Here is a 14,671-nt window from a genome sequence, read left to right as displayed (position 1 = left end):
GTAATTTTTCAATAATTTAAATTAGTGGAATTAGCGGCAAAAAAATAAAGCCACGAATTCACAAAATTAATTCGTGAATTCGTGGCTAAAAAAATTAAGTTTTTAAAGTCTTACTTCTTAGGCAAAGCTTTAAAGCCCATATTATAAAGTGTGAAAGCCTGAATATCTACATTCTCTTGAATTGTAGCCGCAACAGATTTTCCTGCTCCGTGTCCTGCTTTTACATCAATTCTAATTAAAACCGGATTGTTTCCTGTTTGTTTATCTTGCAGTTCAGCAGCAAATTTAAAACTGTGAGCCGGAACCACACGATCATCATGATCACCTGTAGTTACCATAGTTGCAGGATATTGAACGCCTTTTTTAACGCTTTGAACTGGAGAATATCCTTTAAGGTATTCAAACATTTCTTTACTGTCTTGAGCTGTTCCATAATCATATGCCCAACCTGCTCCAGCAGTAAAAGTATGGTAACGTAACATATCCATTACACCAACTGCAGGTAAAGCTACTTTCATTAAATCAGGACGCTGAGTCATAGTTGCTCCAACTAATAATCCTCCGTTAGATCCTCCGCGAATAGCTAAATAATCTGATGAAGTATATTTTTGAGCAATTAGATATTCAGCAGCAGCGATAAAATCATCAAATACATTTTGTTTTTGAAGTTTAGTTCCTGCATCGTGCCATTTTTTACCATACTCACCGCCGCCTCTTAAGTTGGCAACAGCATAAACACCTCCATTTTCCATCCAAACCGCATTTGCGATACTGAAACTTGGTGTTAAACTAATGTTGAATCCACCATAACCATAAAGAATCGTTGGGTTTTTACCGTCTAATTTTGTTCCTTTTTTATAAGTAATAATCATCGGTATTTTTGTACCGTCTTTTGAAGTATAAAATACTTGTTTAGACTCATAATCTTCACTTTTGAAATCAACTTTTGGTTTTTGATAAATTTCTGATTTACCAGATTTTGGTTCAAAAGAAAAAATACTTCCCGGAGTTGTATAATTTGTAAAGCTGTAGTATAAAATTTTCTCTTCCTTTTTTGCACCAAATCCTCCAGCAGTTCCAACAGCAGGAAGTTTGATTTCACGAATTAATTTACCATTGTAATCGTATTGTAAAACTAATGAAACAGCATCTTTTGTGTAATTAGCAAAAAAGTATCCGCCTCCTGTAGATGGTGATAAAACATTTTCAGTTTCTTTGATAAAATCTTTCCAGTTTTCAGGTTTTGGATTGCTAAAATCTACGGTAACCACGCGTCCGTTAGGAGCTTTGTAATCAGTGTGAATAAACAATTTACTTCCTTCGTTTTCGATAATATTATTATCACTGTTGAAGTTGTCTACAATGGTTATAATTGGGCTGTTTGGAGTTTTTAAATCTTTAATATAAAGTTCATTCCCGTAAGTAGAATTTGCTGCCGTAATTACTAAATAACGATTGTCTTCAGTTACAGAACCACCAACATATCTTCTTTTTTGATCGGCACCAAAAATTACTTTATCTTCTTTTTGAGAAGTTCCTAGTTTGTGAAAGTACAATTTATGCTGATCTGTTTTTGCAGACAATTCACTTCCTTTTGGTTTATCATAACTTGAATAGTAGAAACCTTCATTTCCAAGCCATGAAACACCACTGAATTTTACATCAACCAAAGTGTCTTCAAGTACTTTTTTAGATACGGCATCAATAATAATAACTTTTCTCCAGTCGCTTCCACCTTCAGAAATTGAATAAGCAGTTTTGCTTCCATCTTTAGAGAAATCTAATCCGCCAAGCGAAGTTGTACCGTCTTTAGAAAATGTATTTGGATCTAAGAAAACTTCCTCTTTACCATTCTGATCTTTTCTGTAAACTACAGATTGATTTTGAAGACCATTATTTTTTGAATAATAGGTAAATTTTCCTTCTTTGTATGGAGCACCAATTTTTTCGTAATTCCAAAGTTTTTCCATTCGTTTTTTAAGTTCGTCACGAAACGGAATTTTATTTAGATAAGCATAAGTAACTTCGTTTTGAGCTTTAACCCAAGCGCCAGTTTCAGCAGATTTATCGTCTTCAAGCCAACGATACGGATCACTTACTTTTGTGTCAAAATAGACATCAACAGTTTCTCCTTTTTTGGTTTCTGGATATTGAATTTTATTTTGAGCAAATGAAATTCCTGCAGTTGTGATTGCCATCAATAAAAATGTTTTTTTCATAGTTAGTTTTTATCTGTTGTAACAAAAATAGCACTTTTTGTTGTGAAAAAGGAATGGAAAAAGTTAAACCATAGTAGTCCTGTAAGTTCTTTTAATTAAGTGCTTAGCTTGTATTTACTTAATAGGACTATTATGGTTTAAAAATGTTACAGATTAAAGTTAATGCCTAGAACAATGTTTCTTCCAATATTTGGAATCCCATCTGTTTTTAGTCTTGAAAGGTGTGCAATATATTTTTTGTCAAATAAATTGTTTCCGTTTAAATTCACATCAAAAGCGGTTTTTCCAAGTTTAACTGTTCCTCCAAAACCTAGATTTACCAAAGTATAACCTTTTGAAGCAGTTTCAAAACCGCTTACATTATCTTGATTAAAAGTCGAAGAAACATTCAAAGAAGCAAAACCTTCGCTCAGCCAATTTTTAATATTAAATTCAGTTCTAAGAGTATTGTTCCAGTTATTAGCAGGAATTAAAGGCAGATAATCATTGTTGTCTTTTTTACCCATTACAGTCTCAAAACTCGTTTCAAAATGTAACCAGTCTAATGGGTGCGGGTGAAAGTGTAATCCGGCTTCACCTCCATATAATTTTGCATTATCCTGAACATAAGCAAACACATCATTATTATCGCGAATTTCTCCCGTTGGAGACGTATAAATATAGTTGTTTACGTGATTGTAAAAACCATTTACAAAAAATTCAAAATGTGTGTTTTTATATTCTAAATTCAAGTCAGTTTGGATGTTTTGTTCTGTTTTCAAATCAGCATTTCCAATTTCATAACGATTAGTTCCTTCATGAACACCGTTTGAAGTTAGTTCGGCTAAGTTCGGTGCTCTAAATCCGCTGGCAACATTTAGTCTCAACGTTAATGGTTCAGCTAATTTTGTTTTATATCCCAACGAAGCATTAAAGCTGTCAAAAGAACGATCTAAAGCTTCAAAATAACCTTCTTCGCCTTCGATTCCGTGTGCAATAGAAGTAATATTTCTATTGTCAAAACGCAGTCCGGCTTGTAAAACGCTGTTTTTCCATTCGTAATTTGCAGTTCCAAAAACGCCAAAATCATTTGTTGTTGCATCTGGAATTAAGTATTCCTCACCAGAATTTTTATTCGTTTGGTGCATTCCTTGAACACCTAAAATAGTTTCAATTTTTCCAAACTTAGGAAAATGATACTTGGCATTGTAATTAAAAGTATTCAATTTCATATGAAGAGAAGCGTCGTTGCTGTCTTCAAACTCACTTCGGTCATTTGCAATATATCCCAAATCAACATCTAACTTTGAGTTTTCAAAAAAGATAACATTGTTTAAACTCAATAAATGATTAAAAATTCCTTGTCTAGGAAATTGCGTGTCTTTACTTGAAGATTGTTCCGCAATTCCATCTTCTGGAATACCTATGTCAAGTTTATTATAATTATATCTCAAAACACTTGAAAAAGTAGAATTGCTGTAGCCGATTCCAGTTTTAAAATCAGTTTCATTATAACGAGAATTCGTCACGCGATCACCGCCAGAAATTTTATAATCAGAATGCGTGTTGTAACTTCCGCGTGCTAGAAATTTCCAATTATCAGTAGATGTTTTTAATCCAATCGAAGAATTACTTCCTTGTGTATTAGTGAAATACTTTTGACTAAAATTAGCTTTAAAATCGCCGGCATCAGCAAATTTTTCAGGATTAAAATACAAAACACCTCCCAAAGCATCAGAGCCATAAAGCAAAGAAGCTGGTCCTTTGATAACTTCGACACTTTCGATTCCAGCATCATTCAGACCTAAACCATGTTCGTCGCCAAATTGCTGATTTTCGATACGAACGCCTTGCGAATAAACTAAAACGCGATTACCGCTTAATCCTCGAATTACTGGTTTTCCAATAGAAGTTCCAGTCGAAATTTGAGAAACTCCAGGAATTGTTGCTAAACCTTCTATTAAAGTTGAGGTTCCTTTTTGTTGTAAAGTTTTTATACTTTCATGTTCAATTTTCATTACGTTTTGCGATTGCAGTTTGTTGAAAGGAGTAGAAACTACAACTTCATCCATTTCCAAAATAGATTCTGCAAGACTCACATCTAACGTGTTTTGTTTTACCAATTTGACAATTGTTTTATTTTGAGTAGCAAATCCAACAAACGAAAAAGCAAGGCGTAAACTTCCGTTTGGCAGATTATTTAATTCGTATTTTCCGTTTGCATCGGTAGTTGTTCCTTTATGTAATTCTGGTGCGTAAACAGAAACACCCGGCATAGGCTGGTTTTGAGTATCAGTTACAATACCTGAAACTGAATTTTGGGCAGACAACAAGCCCGAAAACCCTAAAATAAGGGCAATTATTATTTTTTTCATTTGAAATTATGCTATAGTTAATTGTTTTTTCTTTTTAAATAAAAACTAAAACTACAATGCAGCATTCTGATCCTAATTAATAAAATAGGACTAGGAAACTCAATGTTATTTTGAATCTAGATTTAAAAAAATGTAAAGATTATTTCGAGTATTCGAAATTTAAGAAACTATAAAAGCAGGAGGACCTCGTAATAAATACGAAGGTTTTGAAATTGAAAAAATTCTTTCAGAAAGAGGAAAGAAATAAGGAGTTTCAGTACCAAAAGTGTGAAACTGAAAAGAAAAACTTTCTGGAACGATATAACCTCCAAAAGCAAAATTACAAACAAAACAAAGATCATAATTATGATGCTGGTGTGTTATTTCGCCGTTTGGATCATTGTAATCGTGATGACATTGTTTTTCTGAAAGCTGTTTTATGATATGCTCATAACTGTGCACAGACTGAAACAATATCGAAAACAATATTGTGACAGCAAACGAGAAACTTAATATGAGCTGCTTTCTTTTCATGCATGACAAAGGTATAAAAGACCAGTGAAAAAATGATTTATTTTTTTGATTCTGCTCTTGATTTGTTGAAAATAGTGCAAAGAATGCGTTTATTCGTCGTGAAAAAGAGAATTATTACTTTCAAATCATATCATGAAGTGGCATTGTGTTATATTTGTAAGTGAAATAAATGCTGCTTTTTGAACGTTTATTTAAGAACCCTTTTAAAACCACAATGCAATATGCGATTACTTTTTAGCTGTTTGTTTTTAGTTTCATTTTTCAGTGTTTTTGCTCAAAATGAAGTGAAGCCAGAAGTAAAACCCGAAGTTAAAATTGATTCTTTGTATCGTGAAGATCAGTTTTATTTTTCGGTAACGTATAATATGTTTACAGATACGCCTCAAAGATTCAAGCAAAACAAGTTTTCTTTAGGACTTTCTGGAGGCTTTTTGCGCGATATGCCCATTAATAAAACGCGAACAATTGCAATTGCTGCAGGTTTAGGATTTAGTTATCAAAATTATTATCAAAATCTAGGAGTTTCGAGAGATGGTTCTGGAGCCATAGTTTATAATGTTTCAAACTATGGCGAGATCGTATCGAATCGTTATAAGCAATATTCATTTGATTTGCCTATAGAATTTAGATGGCGTAATTCTACTTATGAGAGTACTAAATTTTGGCGAATTTATGCCGGAATGAAGTTTAGTTATGTGTTTTCTAATTCCTCAATCTTAAATGATGGAGAAGAAACCTATAAAGTAAAAAACAATATTGCGATTAATAAATTTCAATATGGGCCATATCTTTCTGCAGGATATAATACATGGAATCTTTATGTATATTATGGTTTAAGCCCGTTGTTTGATTCAGTTACAACACTAACTGGAGAGAAAGTTAATTTAAAAACCCTGAATGCAGGACTGATTTTTTATATTTTATAACCACAGAAATAAAAACAGTAATTGCGGTAAAACGCCTATAAACAATCCAGCAAGAAGTTCTTTTGGAGTATGAGCATTCATCTCTAATCGTGAAGAAGCAACAACTCCTGTCATTAAAATTAAAAAAGCACCCCAATACGGATTTTGTGTCTGCAGATGCATATTTAATCCTATGGCAAAAATCGTGAAACCGCTTATTGCTGCAACGTGAAGACTTGGTTTAAATTTGAAGAGCGAACAAACCAGCGCTAAAATAGTCGTAAATAATGCGCCCAGAAAAAAGAAATGAAGCTCAGGATAACGAGTAATAACAATACTTCTTTTGACCAATAAAATATACAAAAAAGACTGTAAAACCAACGGAACAAGTCTTTGAGAGGTTTCTGGCAGCATTAATGATTTTACATGTCCTGTTGAGCGAAGCAACAAGAAAAATAAAACAGGGACAATGATTGTAATCACTAAAATCTGAAATAAAACAAAGTACTTCTCTTGAGTTGTAAAAATATCATCTTTGCAAAAAAGATATAACAATGTAGTGTACATTGGAATAAATATTGGATGAAGTATATAAGAGAATAGTGGAAGTACTTTTTTCAAAACGCTTTATTTTGTGGTGTTGAACAAATATAATGAAATAATGTTTTTTGCAACGAGTATTTAGTTTTTCTAGCCACGAATTACACAAGTTTTTACTAATTGTTTATTTGCTAAATGCTTAAATAATAGCTGCAGATTAAAAGATTCTCACAGATTAGATCATTTAAATTTCTTTAATCTGAGGTAAAAAAACAAACAATAATTCGCGGAAATTTGTGTAATTCGTGGCAAACCTTTTTTTAAATTTGACAAAAAGAAATTTTCTAAATGAGCATAAATTTAAAAAGCCTTATTTCGGTTTTTAACGCCGAGTGGATAGGTTCAGATACTGATATTTTTGTTGATCATATTTCGATCGACAGCCGTTCTCTGCAAAACGGGGCAAAAACATTGTTTATTGCTCTTTCTGGAGCCAATAACGACGCTCATCTTTATATTTCGGAACTTATTGAGAAAGGTGTTCAGAATTTTGTTGTGCAGTATATTCCAGAAAATGTAAAAGGAAAGGCTAATTTTTTAATAGTTAAAAATACACTCAAAGCATTTCATGAATTTGCGGCTTATTATAGAAACCTGTTCGATTTTCCTGTAATTGGATTAACAGGCAGCAATGGTAAAACTATTGTCAAGGAATGGCTTAATTTTTTACTTAGTCCAGATTTTAATATTATTCGCAGTCCTAAAAGTTACAATTCTCAAGTAGGCGTTCCATTGTCTGTTATTGCAATAAATGAAAAGCATAATTTAGGCATTTTTGAAGCTGGAATTTCCACTGTAAAAGAAATGGCCAATTTAGAACAAATCATTAAGCCAAATATTGGAGTTTTAACCAATATAGGTTCCGCACATGATGAAGGTTTTCAAAGTATAGAACAAAAAATCAATGAGAAGCTATTACTGTTTAAAAACACGCCAGTAATTATTTATCAAAAAAATCAATTGGTAGACAAATGTCTAATGGCATTTTCTGCCGAAAATCCTTTAAAAGATCGAAAGCTCTTTTCGTGGAGTTTTACAGATAAAAGCGCTGATGTTTTTATTCTAAAAAGAGAAACAAAAAACGATACAACAACAATTCAATATCACTACAATAAAGAGAATTTCGATTTAGAAATTCCATTTAGTGATTCCGCTTCTGTAGAAAATGCGATTTCTTGTTTACTAGTAATGCTTTACTTTAAATATGATTTTGCCGTTATTCAAAACCGTGTGCAAATGCTGTATCCCGTTCAAATGCGTTTAGAAGTAAAAAACGGAATTAATAACTGCAGTATTATTGATGATAGTTACAGTTCAGACTTTCAGTCGCTTAAAATTGCTTTAGATTTTTTGGAAAGTCAGAAAAAAAAGAACGCCTCTAAAACTGTTATTTTATCAGATATTTTTCAAAGCGGATTTTCAAATGAAGAATTATATTCAAAAGTAGCACAGCTTATTGCTGATAATAAAATAAATCGAGTTATAGGGATTGGACCAACGATTTCTTCTTTTGCAGCTAAGTTTCCAAACAGCAGTATGTTTTTAAATACGGCAGTATTTATGGAAGCAGTAGAAGAGTTAAATTTTAATAATGAAACCATTTTAATAAAAGGAGCAAGATCATTTCAATTCGAAGAAATTGTTTCTCTGCTTGAAGAAAAAACACACGAAACAGTTCTCGAAATCAACTTAGATTCGATAAGTCATAACTTAAATTACTATAAATCTAAATTGGCCAATGATGTAAAAATCATGGTCATGGTAAAAGCATTTGGTTATGGAAATGGAGGTTTAGAAATTGCAAAATTATTAGAACATCACAACACAGATTATTTAGGAGTGGCTTTCGCCGATGAAGGAATTTCGCTGAAAAACGGAGGAATAAGACTGCCAATTATGGTTTTAAATCCAGAATCGACCAGCTTTCCTTCGATAATTCAATACCAGTTAGAACCTGAAATTTATAGTATAAAAGGACTAAATGCCTTTTTGAAAATAGCTAGAGAAAAGAATCTAAAAGATTATCCGATTCATATAAAAGTCGACACAGGAATGCATCGTTTAGGTTTTGAAGACAATACAATCGAGGAATTGATTTCGACTTTACGAGGAAATTCAACAGTTCGTGTTCAAAGTATTCTATCGCATTTGGCAACAAGTGATGATCCGAACCACTTTGAATTTGTGGAAGAGCAAATAAGTTTGTTCGAGAAATTATCTTCAAGATTAATGTCTGAATTAAATATAAGTCCAATTCGTCATATTTTGAATACATCCGGAATTAGTAATTTTCCAAATGCACAATATAATATGGTGCGATTAGGAATTGGATTATATGGTGTTTCCAATGATCCGGCAGAACAGAAGTATCTAGAAAATGTTGGAACATTAAAATCGATTATATCTCAAGTTCGCACCATTCCAAGCGGAGACAGTGTTGGTTACGGCCGAAGATTTATGGCAAAAAAAGAAACTAAAATTGCCACAATACCAATTGGTTATGCTGACGGAATTTCGAGATTATGGGGAAATGAGGTTGGTTTTGTAACCATAAAAAGTCAAAAAGCTTATATAGTAGGAAGCGTTTGTATGGATATGTTAATGGTCGATGTAAGTCATATTGAGTGTAAAGAAGGAGATTCGGTTATTATTTTCGGCGAAAGCCCAACCGTTGTTGAAATGGCCGAAGCATTAAAAACGATTCCTTACGAAATTATGACAAGCATCTCGCAGCGCGTAAAAAGAGTATTTTTCAGGTAGAATATTTGTTAAAATTATTATATTTGATATTGAGTTTAATTTTAAAAACAAATACTATGGGATTTTTCGCAGATTTTAAGGCTTCTTTATTGAAAGGTGATGTGCTTAGTTTAGCTACTGCAGTAGTTATTGGTGGAGCATTTGGTAAAATTGTCGGCTCTGCTGTAGACGATATTATTATGCCTGTAGTTGGTTTACTGACTGGAGGAATCGATTTTACTCAAAAATTTATTACACTTGATGGTAATACTTATACAAATTTGGCTGCGGCAAAAGCGGCTGGCGCTGCTGTAATTACTTATGGTAATTTGGTTCAGGCAATCATTAATTTTGTAATTATTTCATTCTTTGTATTTGTTGTTTTAAGAGCTGCTGATAAAGTTAAGAAAAAAGAAGAAGTTGCGGCTGCGCCTGCAGGACCAACTCAAGAAGAGTTACTTACGCAAATTAGAGATTTGCTTAAAAAATAATTCCGCTGCACTAAGTCTAACTAAACCGTTCCTTAATTGGGCGGTTTTTTTTATGAATTGTTTGTTTTGTAACATTTTGTTATTTTTTGTGAAGCACATTGTTTTCGTTTTTATTATAACTATTTTTGCAGAGTAAATTTGATTAATTGATATTAAAAATATAAAAATGAGAATAGCGGTTGTAGGTGCTACCGGAATGGTTGGCGAAGTAATGCTTAAAGTTTTAGCAGAAAGAAATTTTCCTGTTACAGAATTAATTCCTGTTGCTTCTGAAAGATCAGTAGGAAAAGAAATTGATTATAAAGGAACAAAATATAAAGTTGTAGGAATGCAGACTGCAGTTGATATGAAAGCTGATATTGCTGTTTTTTCTGCAGGTGGAGATACATCATTAGAATGGGCTCCGAAATTTGCTGCTGCTGGAACTACTGTAATCGACAACTCATCGGCATGGAGAATGGATCCTACTAAAAAATTAGTAGTTCCAGAAATCAATGCTTCATCATTAACAAAAGAAGATAAAATTATTGCAAACCCAAACTGTTCGACTATTCAAATGGTATTGGCTTTGGCACCTTTGCATAAAAAATACAATATTAAAAGAGTTATCGTTTCTACTTACCAATCAATCACTGGAACTGGTGTAAAAGCAGTAAAACAATTAGAAAACGAATACGCAGGAATTCAAGGTGATATGGCTTACAAGTATCCAATTCACAGAAATGCAATTCCACATTGCGATAGTTTTGAAGAAAACGGATACACTAAAGAAGAAATGAAATTAGTTCGCGAAACTCAAAAAATTCTTGGTGACAATACCATTAGAGTTACAGCTACTGCAGTTCGTGTGCCAGTTGTAGGCGGACATAGTGAAGCAGTAAATGTTGAGTTTACAAATGATTTTGATGTAAACGAAGTTCGTGAAATTTTGCATAATACAGACGGAGTAACGGTACAAGATAATTTAGATACATTTACTTACCCAATGCCATTATATGCTGAAGGTAAAAATGATGTATTTGTTGGAAGAATCCGTCGTGACGAAAGCCAGCCAAACACTTTAAATATGTGGATCGTTGCTGATAACTTAAGAAAAGGTGCTGCAACAAACACGATTCAAATCGCTGAATATTTAATTCAAGCAGGTTTGGTTTAATTAGAGATTAAATAAAATTGTTATAAAGAGAAAGCCGTAATTGCAGTACTGTAATTACGGTTTTTTTGTGAGAATAAATTTAGTTTCAAAGTAAAAAAGATTTATTTTTAAGCTCCTAATAAAAGCAATAAAAATGAATTTCGATAACTACAAGATAATTCCAAATTATAAGACTAATAAAACCGATTTATTTCTGGCTTCCGAAGAAGAAATCTTAGCTTGTGAAAAAACATTAAACATCGCTTTTGATGAAGATTATAAAGAATATGTGTTAGTTTACGGAAGCGGAATTCTTGGCGGAACATACGTGCGAATATTTCTTCCAGAGATAATAATACTAACCTTAGAAGAATGGAGAAATCGTATAACGGAATATTGGTTTTGGGATGAAGGCAAAGAAGTGCTGACGAAAGATCAAGTTTTATCCCGAGATTTTGGGACAATTCGAATTGGTGATACTTTTGATGGAGATGAAATTATACTTTATAAAAACGAGTATTATATTTTACCGCGCTACAGCGAAATGATTTATAAAGCCGGAAATACATTGGAAGAAGCAATTACTTGGTTATGCTCGTCAGGAATTTTGACAGATGCATTTTCAGAAAAAGAGTTTGAACCTTTTGATCCAAGCGATTTAGAAAACAACTAAAAAAAATCCAAATTTCAATAGTGCTGAGCAGTTTATTGAAATTTGGATTTTTAAAACAGTATAATTTTATTTTTAGTATTCAGGAGCTAATTCTAACTCTAATCCTTCTAAATCTTCAGTAATTGGTATCTGACAACCTAAACGGCTATTAGGTTTAACATAAAATGCTTCCGAAAGCATGGCTTCTTCATCATCGCCCATTTCTGGTAACGCAACATCATTTAGAACGTAACATTGGCAGGAAGCACACATTGCCATTCCTCCGCAAGTTCCTTCAACAGGAAGTTCATATGCTTTGCATAATTCCATTATGTTCATCGCCATATCAGTTGGAGCCTGTAATTCGTGTATAACTCCTTCTCGATCTTTAATCTTTATTAATACATCCATTTTAATTATTTGGAATTTTATGTTAGGATTTTATAACGTGAAAAAATCCTTTGTTTAAATTAACTTGTTGGTTTTGTACTAAAAGCATACTCTTTTCGGTTACCTTCTTTAAGACGCATTTTTACGCCTAAAACAGTATCGTCCTTTTCAAGAATAGTAACAATTGCTATTACTGAGTAATAATCTTTGTCTGATTGAAAGATTAATGTTCCTTCGTAAGTCGAATTTAATACACCTTTTTTATCTGTCATTGCCGAAACTTTTCTCGGATTCAAAAATGACGCTGAGCTGTAAGTGGCTTTGTTTGAAAACTTAGCTTTCCCTTCAACAAAATCATACAAGAAATCATAATTTCCTATTCGTAAACTTCCAGGACCTTCATTAGGATTAATCGAAAATACTACCTGTCCAGCATATGCAAAGTCTGACCATTCTTCTGATTCATTTACCCAAGCTCTGTCAGCAACTACTGTTTTACTCTGAGCATAATTTGCAGAAACAAAAAACAAGAATAGTAATAGAATGTAAAATTTTCTCATGAGTCTAAGATTTAGGGTTATGTCACAAATTTAAGTTAAAAATGTAACAATTACTTAACTAAAACTCTTAAAACTTTACATTGTTTTTTAATAAATTATCAAAAAACGTATATGTTTCTATTGTTTTGTTGCTGTTTTGTTATTTTAATGGCTTACAAGGTTATTATTCTTGTTAATTTTAATTGCTCAAAAAATACGCTTGCTAATACTATGGTTACATTATATTTACTACAGTTTCAATCTGCGGTGCATATTTTTTGATAGTAGTTTCTACGCCGGCTTTTAATGTCATTTGATTTACACTGCAGCTTATGCAGGCACCTTCAAGACGAACTTTAACATGTTTATCATCATCAATAGAGATAAGCGTAATATCACCGCCATCAGATTTTAAAAATGGCCTGATTTCGTCTAGAGCCAATAAAACATTATTTGTTAATTCTTCTGTTGTCATAATTTTATCAATTAGAAAATGTGTCAACTAGATAATTAGATAATTTGCATAACGCATAATAATTATCTAATTATCAAATGATCTCAATTATCTTATTATTAATTTTTCTTTACTGCAGAACAACCTGCCATTGTTGTAATTTTAATTGCTTCAGTAGCAGGAAGACTTTCGTTTCTGTTCACTACTTCTTGTACAACATTTCGAGTTATTTCTTCAAAAATAGTCTCAATTGGCGATGCAGTTTGTAATGCCGCTGGGCGTCCAAAATCTCCTGCTTCACGAATAGATTGTACAATTGGAACTTCACCTAAGAATGGAACATTTAAATCTTCTGCAAGGTTTTTTGCTCCTTCCTGACCAAAAATATAATATTTGTTATTAGGCAGCTCTTCAGGAGTAAAATAAGCCATGTTTTCAATAATTCCTAAAACAGGAACATTTATATTGTCCTGCATGAACATTGAAACTCCTTTTTTAGCATCTGCAAGAGCAACTGCTTGTGGAGTACTTACTACTACAGCTCCAGTAATTGGTAAAGACTGCATGATTGAAAGGTGAATATCTCCAGTTCCCGGAGGTAAATCTAGAAGCATAAAATCTAATTCTCCCCAATCAGCGTCAAAAATCATTTGATTTAAAGCTTTTGCCGCCATTGGACCTCTCCAGATTACAGCTTGGCTTGGTGCAGTAAAAAATCCAATAGAAAGCATTTTGATTTCATAGCTTTCAATTGGTTTCATTTTCGATTTTCCGTCAACAGTTATCGAAATAGGTTTTTCATTTTCAACATCAAACATAATTGGCATCGAAGGACCGTAAACATCGGCATCTAAAACCCCAACTTTAAAACCCATTTTTGCAAGTGTAACAGCAAGATTTGCAGTTACAGTCGATTTTCCAACGCCTCCTTTTCCAGAAGCAACGGCAATAATATTTTTAATTCCCGGAATAGCACGACCTTTAATTTCGACTTTCTCAGGAGTTTCTACTTTAATATTTACTTTGATTTTTGCATCAGCAGATATCAATTCGTGAATTGTTTTTTTGATATCATCTTCAGCTCTTTTCTTGATATGCATCGCAGGCGTGTGCAATACTAAATCTACAACAACTTCATCGCCAAAAGTTAGTACGTTTGAAACGGCACCGCTTTCAACCATATTTTTTCCTTCGCCAGCTATAGTGATTGTTTCTAAAGCTTTAAGAATTTCTTTTCTATCTAATTTCATTTTAATGTGCTATTATGTATGGAAAGAAATCGATTTCAAATTTCTATATTTATTTAAACTGATTTCAGACTGCAAAGATAACAGATTATGTTCGGATTCAAACCCTTTTAAATTGTATTTATTGATATTGAGATTGGTCAAAATGATCAATAGTATATTTTTTAAAGCATTAAAATTCGTGAATCATATTTATAAAATCTAATTTTTAGTGCTTTTTTAAAGAGAACGGCGTCTGTAAATTCGTATAAAAATTCCTGTGTTTAATCGTCGAATTGTCGATAATCTTAATTAAATTTGGGTACCCAAAATCGCAGGCTTCCAAATTTATCAAAAATGCAGGAAAACTTACTTTCGAGTATTTCTGAGTTTTTGATGTTTTTTAAAATAGATTTTATAAAAATTTAAAATTTAAACAGATGCGAAACTTTAC

The 14,671-nt window shown here is 32.5% G+C and carries 13 protein-coding genes; 5 read left to right on the top strand and 8 right to left on the bottom strand.

Annotation, left to right across the window (positions count from 1 at the left end; all coding sequences use genetic code 11):
- Positions 1 to 110: 110 nt before the first annotated feature.
- From B0A81_RS19215 to B0A81_RS19205, 3 genes are all read right to left on the bottom strand, one after another.
- Positions 111 to 2,219, bottom strand: coding sequence for a prolyl oligopeptidase family serine peptidase (locus tag B0A81_RS19215; protein ID WP_089059504.1), 2,109 nt, complete (start codon positions 2,217 to 2,219; stop codon positions 111 to 113).
- A gap of 146 nt (positions 2,220 to 2,365) precedes the next feature.
- Positions 2,366 to 4,573 (bottom strand): TonB-dependent receptor, encoded by a 2,208-nt coding sequence (locus B0A81_RS19210; protein ID WP_089059503.1) that lies wholly within the window; start codon positions 4,571 to 4,573, stop codon positions 2,366 to 2,368.
- 159 nt (positions 4,574 to 4,732) lie between these two features.
- A complete protein-coding gene (locus B0A81_RS19205) occupies positions 4,733 to 5,086 on the bottom strand; it encodes a hypothetical protein (protein ID WP_165768100.1) in 354 nt (117 codons plus the stop codon).
- Between the two features lie 221 nt (positions 5,087 to 5,307).
- Here B0A81_RS19205 and B0A81_RS19200 point away from each other — a divergent pair, with 221 nt between their 5' ends.
- Positions 5,308 to 6,012 (top strand): porin family protein, encoded by a 705-nt coding sequence (locus B0A81_RS19200; RefSeq protein WP_089059501.1) that lies wholly within the window; start codon positions 5,308 to 5,310, stop codon positions 6,010 to 6,012.
- Here B0A81_RS19200 and B0A81_RS19195 read toward each other — a convergent pair.
- Complete coding sequence (locus tag B0A81_RS19195) at positions 6,007 to 6,612, bottom strand: hypothetical protein (RefSeq protein ID WP_233206942.1); 606 nt, start codon at positions 6,610 to 6,612, stop codon at positions 6,007 to 6,009. The two genes, B0A81_RS19200 and B0A81_RS19195, sit on opposite strands and share 6 nt — an antisense overlap.
- A gap of 267 nt (positions 6,613 to 6,879) precedes the next feature.
- On the opposite strand from B0A81_RS19195, the gene B0A81_RS19190 reads away from it, so the two are divergent.
- The 4 genes from B0A81_RS19190 (at position 6,880) to B0A81_RS19175 (ending at position 11,629) form a co-directional block, all read left to right on the top strand.
- A complete protein-coding gene (locus B0A81_RS19190) occupies positions 6,880 to 9,351 on the top strand; it encodes a bifunctional UDP-N-acetylmuramoyl-tripeptide:D-alanyl-D-alanine ligase/alanine racemase (protein WP_089059500.1) in 2,472 nt (823 codons plus the stop codon).
- Positions 9,352 to 9,407: 56 nt separating this feature from the next.
- A complete protein-coding gene (mscL, locus tag B0A81_RS19185; RefSeq protein WP_089059567.1) occupies positions 9,408 to 9,821 on the top strand; it encodes a large conductance mechanosensitive channel protein MscL in 414 nt (137 codons plus the stop codon).
- Between the two features lie 166 nt (positions 9,822 to 9,987).
- Positions 9,988 to 10,977 carry an aspartate-semialdehyde dehydrogenase gene (locus tag B0A81_RS19180; protein ID WP_089059499.1) on the top strand — a complete coding sequence of 330 codons (990 nt, stop codon included), beginning with the start codon at positions 9,988 to 9,990 and terminating at the stop codon, positions 10,975 to 10,977.
- A 133-nt stretch (positions 10,978 to 11,110) separates the two neighbouring features.
- A complete protein-coding gene (locus B0A81_RS19175) occupies positions 11,111 to 11,629 on the top strand; it encodes an SMI1/KNR4 family protein (RefSeq protein ID WP_089059498.1) in 519 nt (172 codons plus the stop codon).
- A 72-nt stretch (positions 11,630 to 11,701) separates the two neighbouring features.
- On the opposite strand, the gene B0A81_RS19170 is transcribed toward B0A81_RS19175, so the two are convergent.
- From B0A81_RS19170 to B0A81_RS19155, 4 genes are all read right to left on the bottom strand, one after another.
- Complete coding sequence (locus B0A81_RS19170; protein WP_089059497.1) at positions 11,702 to 12,019, bottom strand: 2Fe-2S iron-sulfur cluster-binding family protein; 318 nt, start codon at positions 12,017 to 12,019, stop codon at positions 11,702 to 11,704.
- A gap of 59 nt (positions 12,020 to 12,078) precedes the next feature.
- Positions 12,079 to 12,558 carry a hypothetical protein gene (locus tag B0A81_RS19165; RefSeq protein ID WP_089059496.1) on the bottom strand — a complete coding sequence of 160 codons (480 nt, stop codon included), beginning with the start codon at positions 12,556 to 12,558 and terminating at the stop codon, positions 12,079 to 12,081.
- Between the two features lie 214 nt (positions 12,559 to 12,772).
- On the bottom strand, positions 12,773 to 13,012 hold the full coding sequence (locus B0A81_RS19160; RefSeq protein ID WP_012023406.1) for a NifU family protein: 240 nt from the start codon (positions 13,010 to 13,012) through the stop codon (positions 12,773 to 12,775).
- 98 nt (positions 13,013 to 13,110) lie between these two features.
- The gene (locus tag B0A81_RS19155; RefSeq protein WP_089059495.1) at positions 13,111 to 14,241 is read right to left on the bottom strand and encodes an Mrp/NBP35 family ATP-binding protein; all 1,131 of its coding nucleotides are present in this window, start codon (positions 14,239 to 14,241) and stop codon (positions 13,111 to 13,113) included.
- Between the last annotated feature and the right edge of the window lie 430 nt (positions 14,242 to 14,671).

The sequence above is a fragment of the Flavobacterium plurextorum genome (assembly GCF_002217395.1).
GTDB classification, from domain to species: Bacteria; Bacteroidota; Bacteroidia; order Flavobacteriales; family Flavobacteriaceae; genus Flavobacterium; species Flavobacterium plurextorum.
This window is presented reverse-complemented; position numbering and strand designations above follow the sequence as displayed.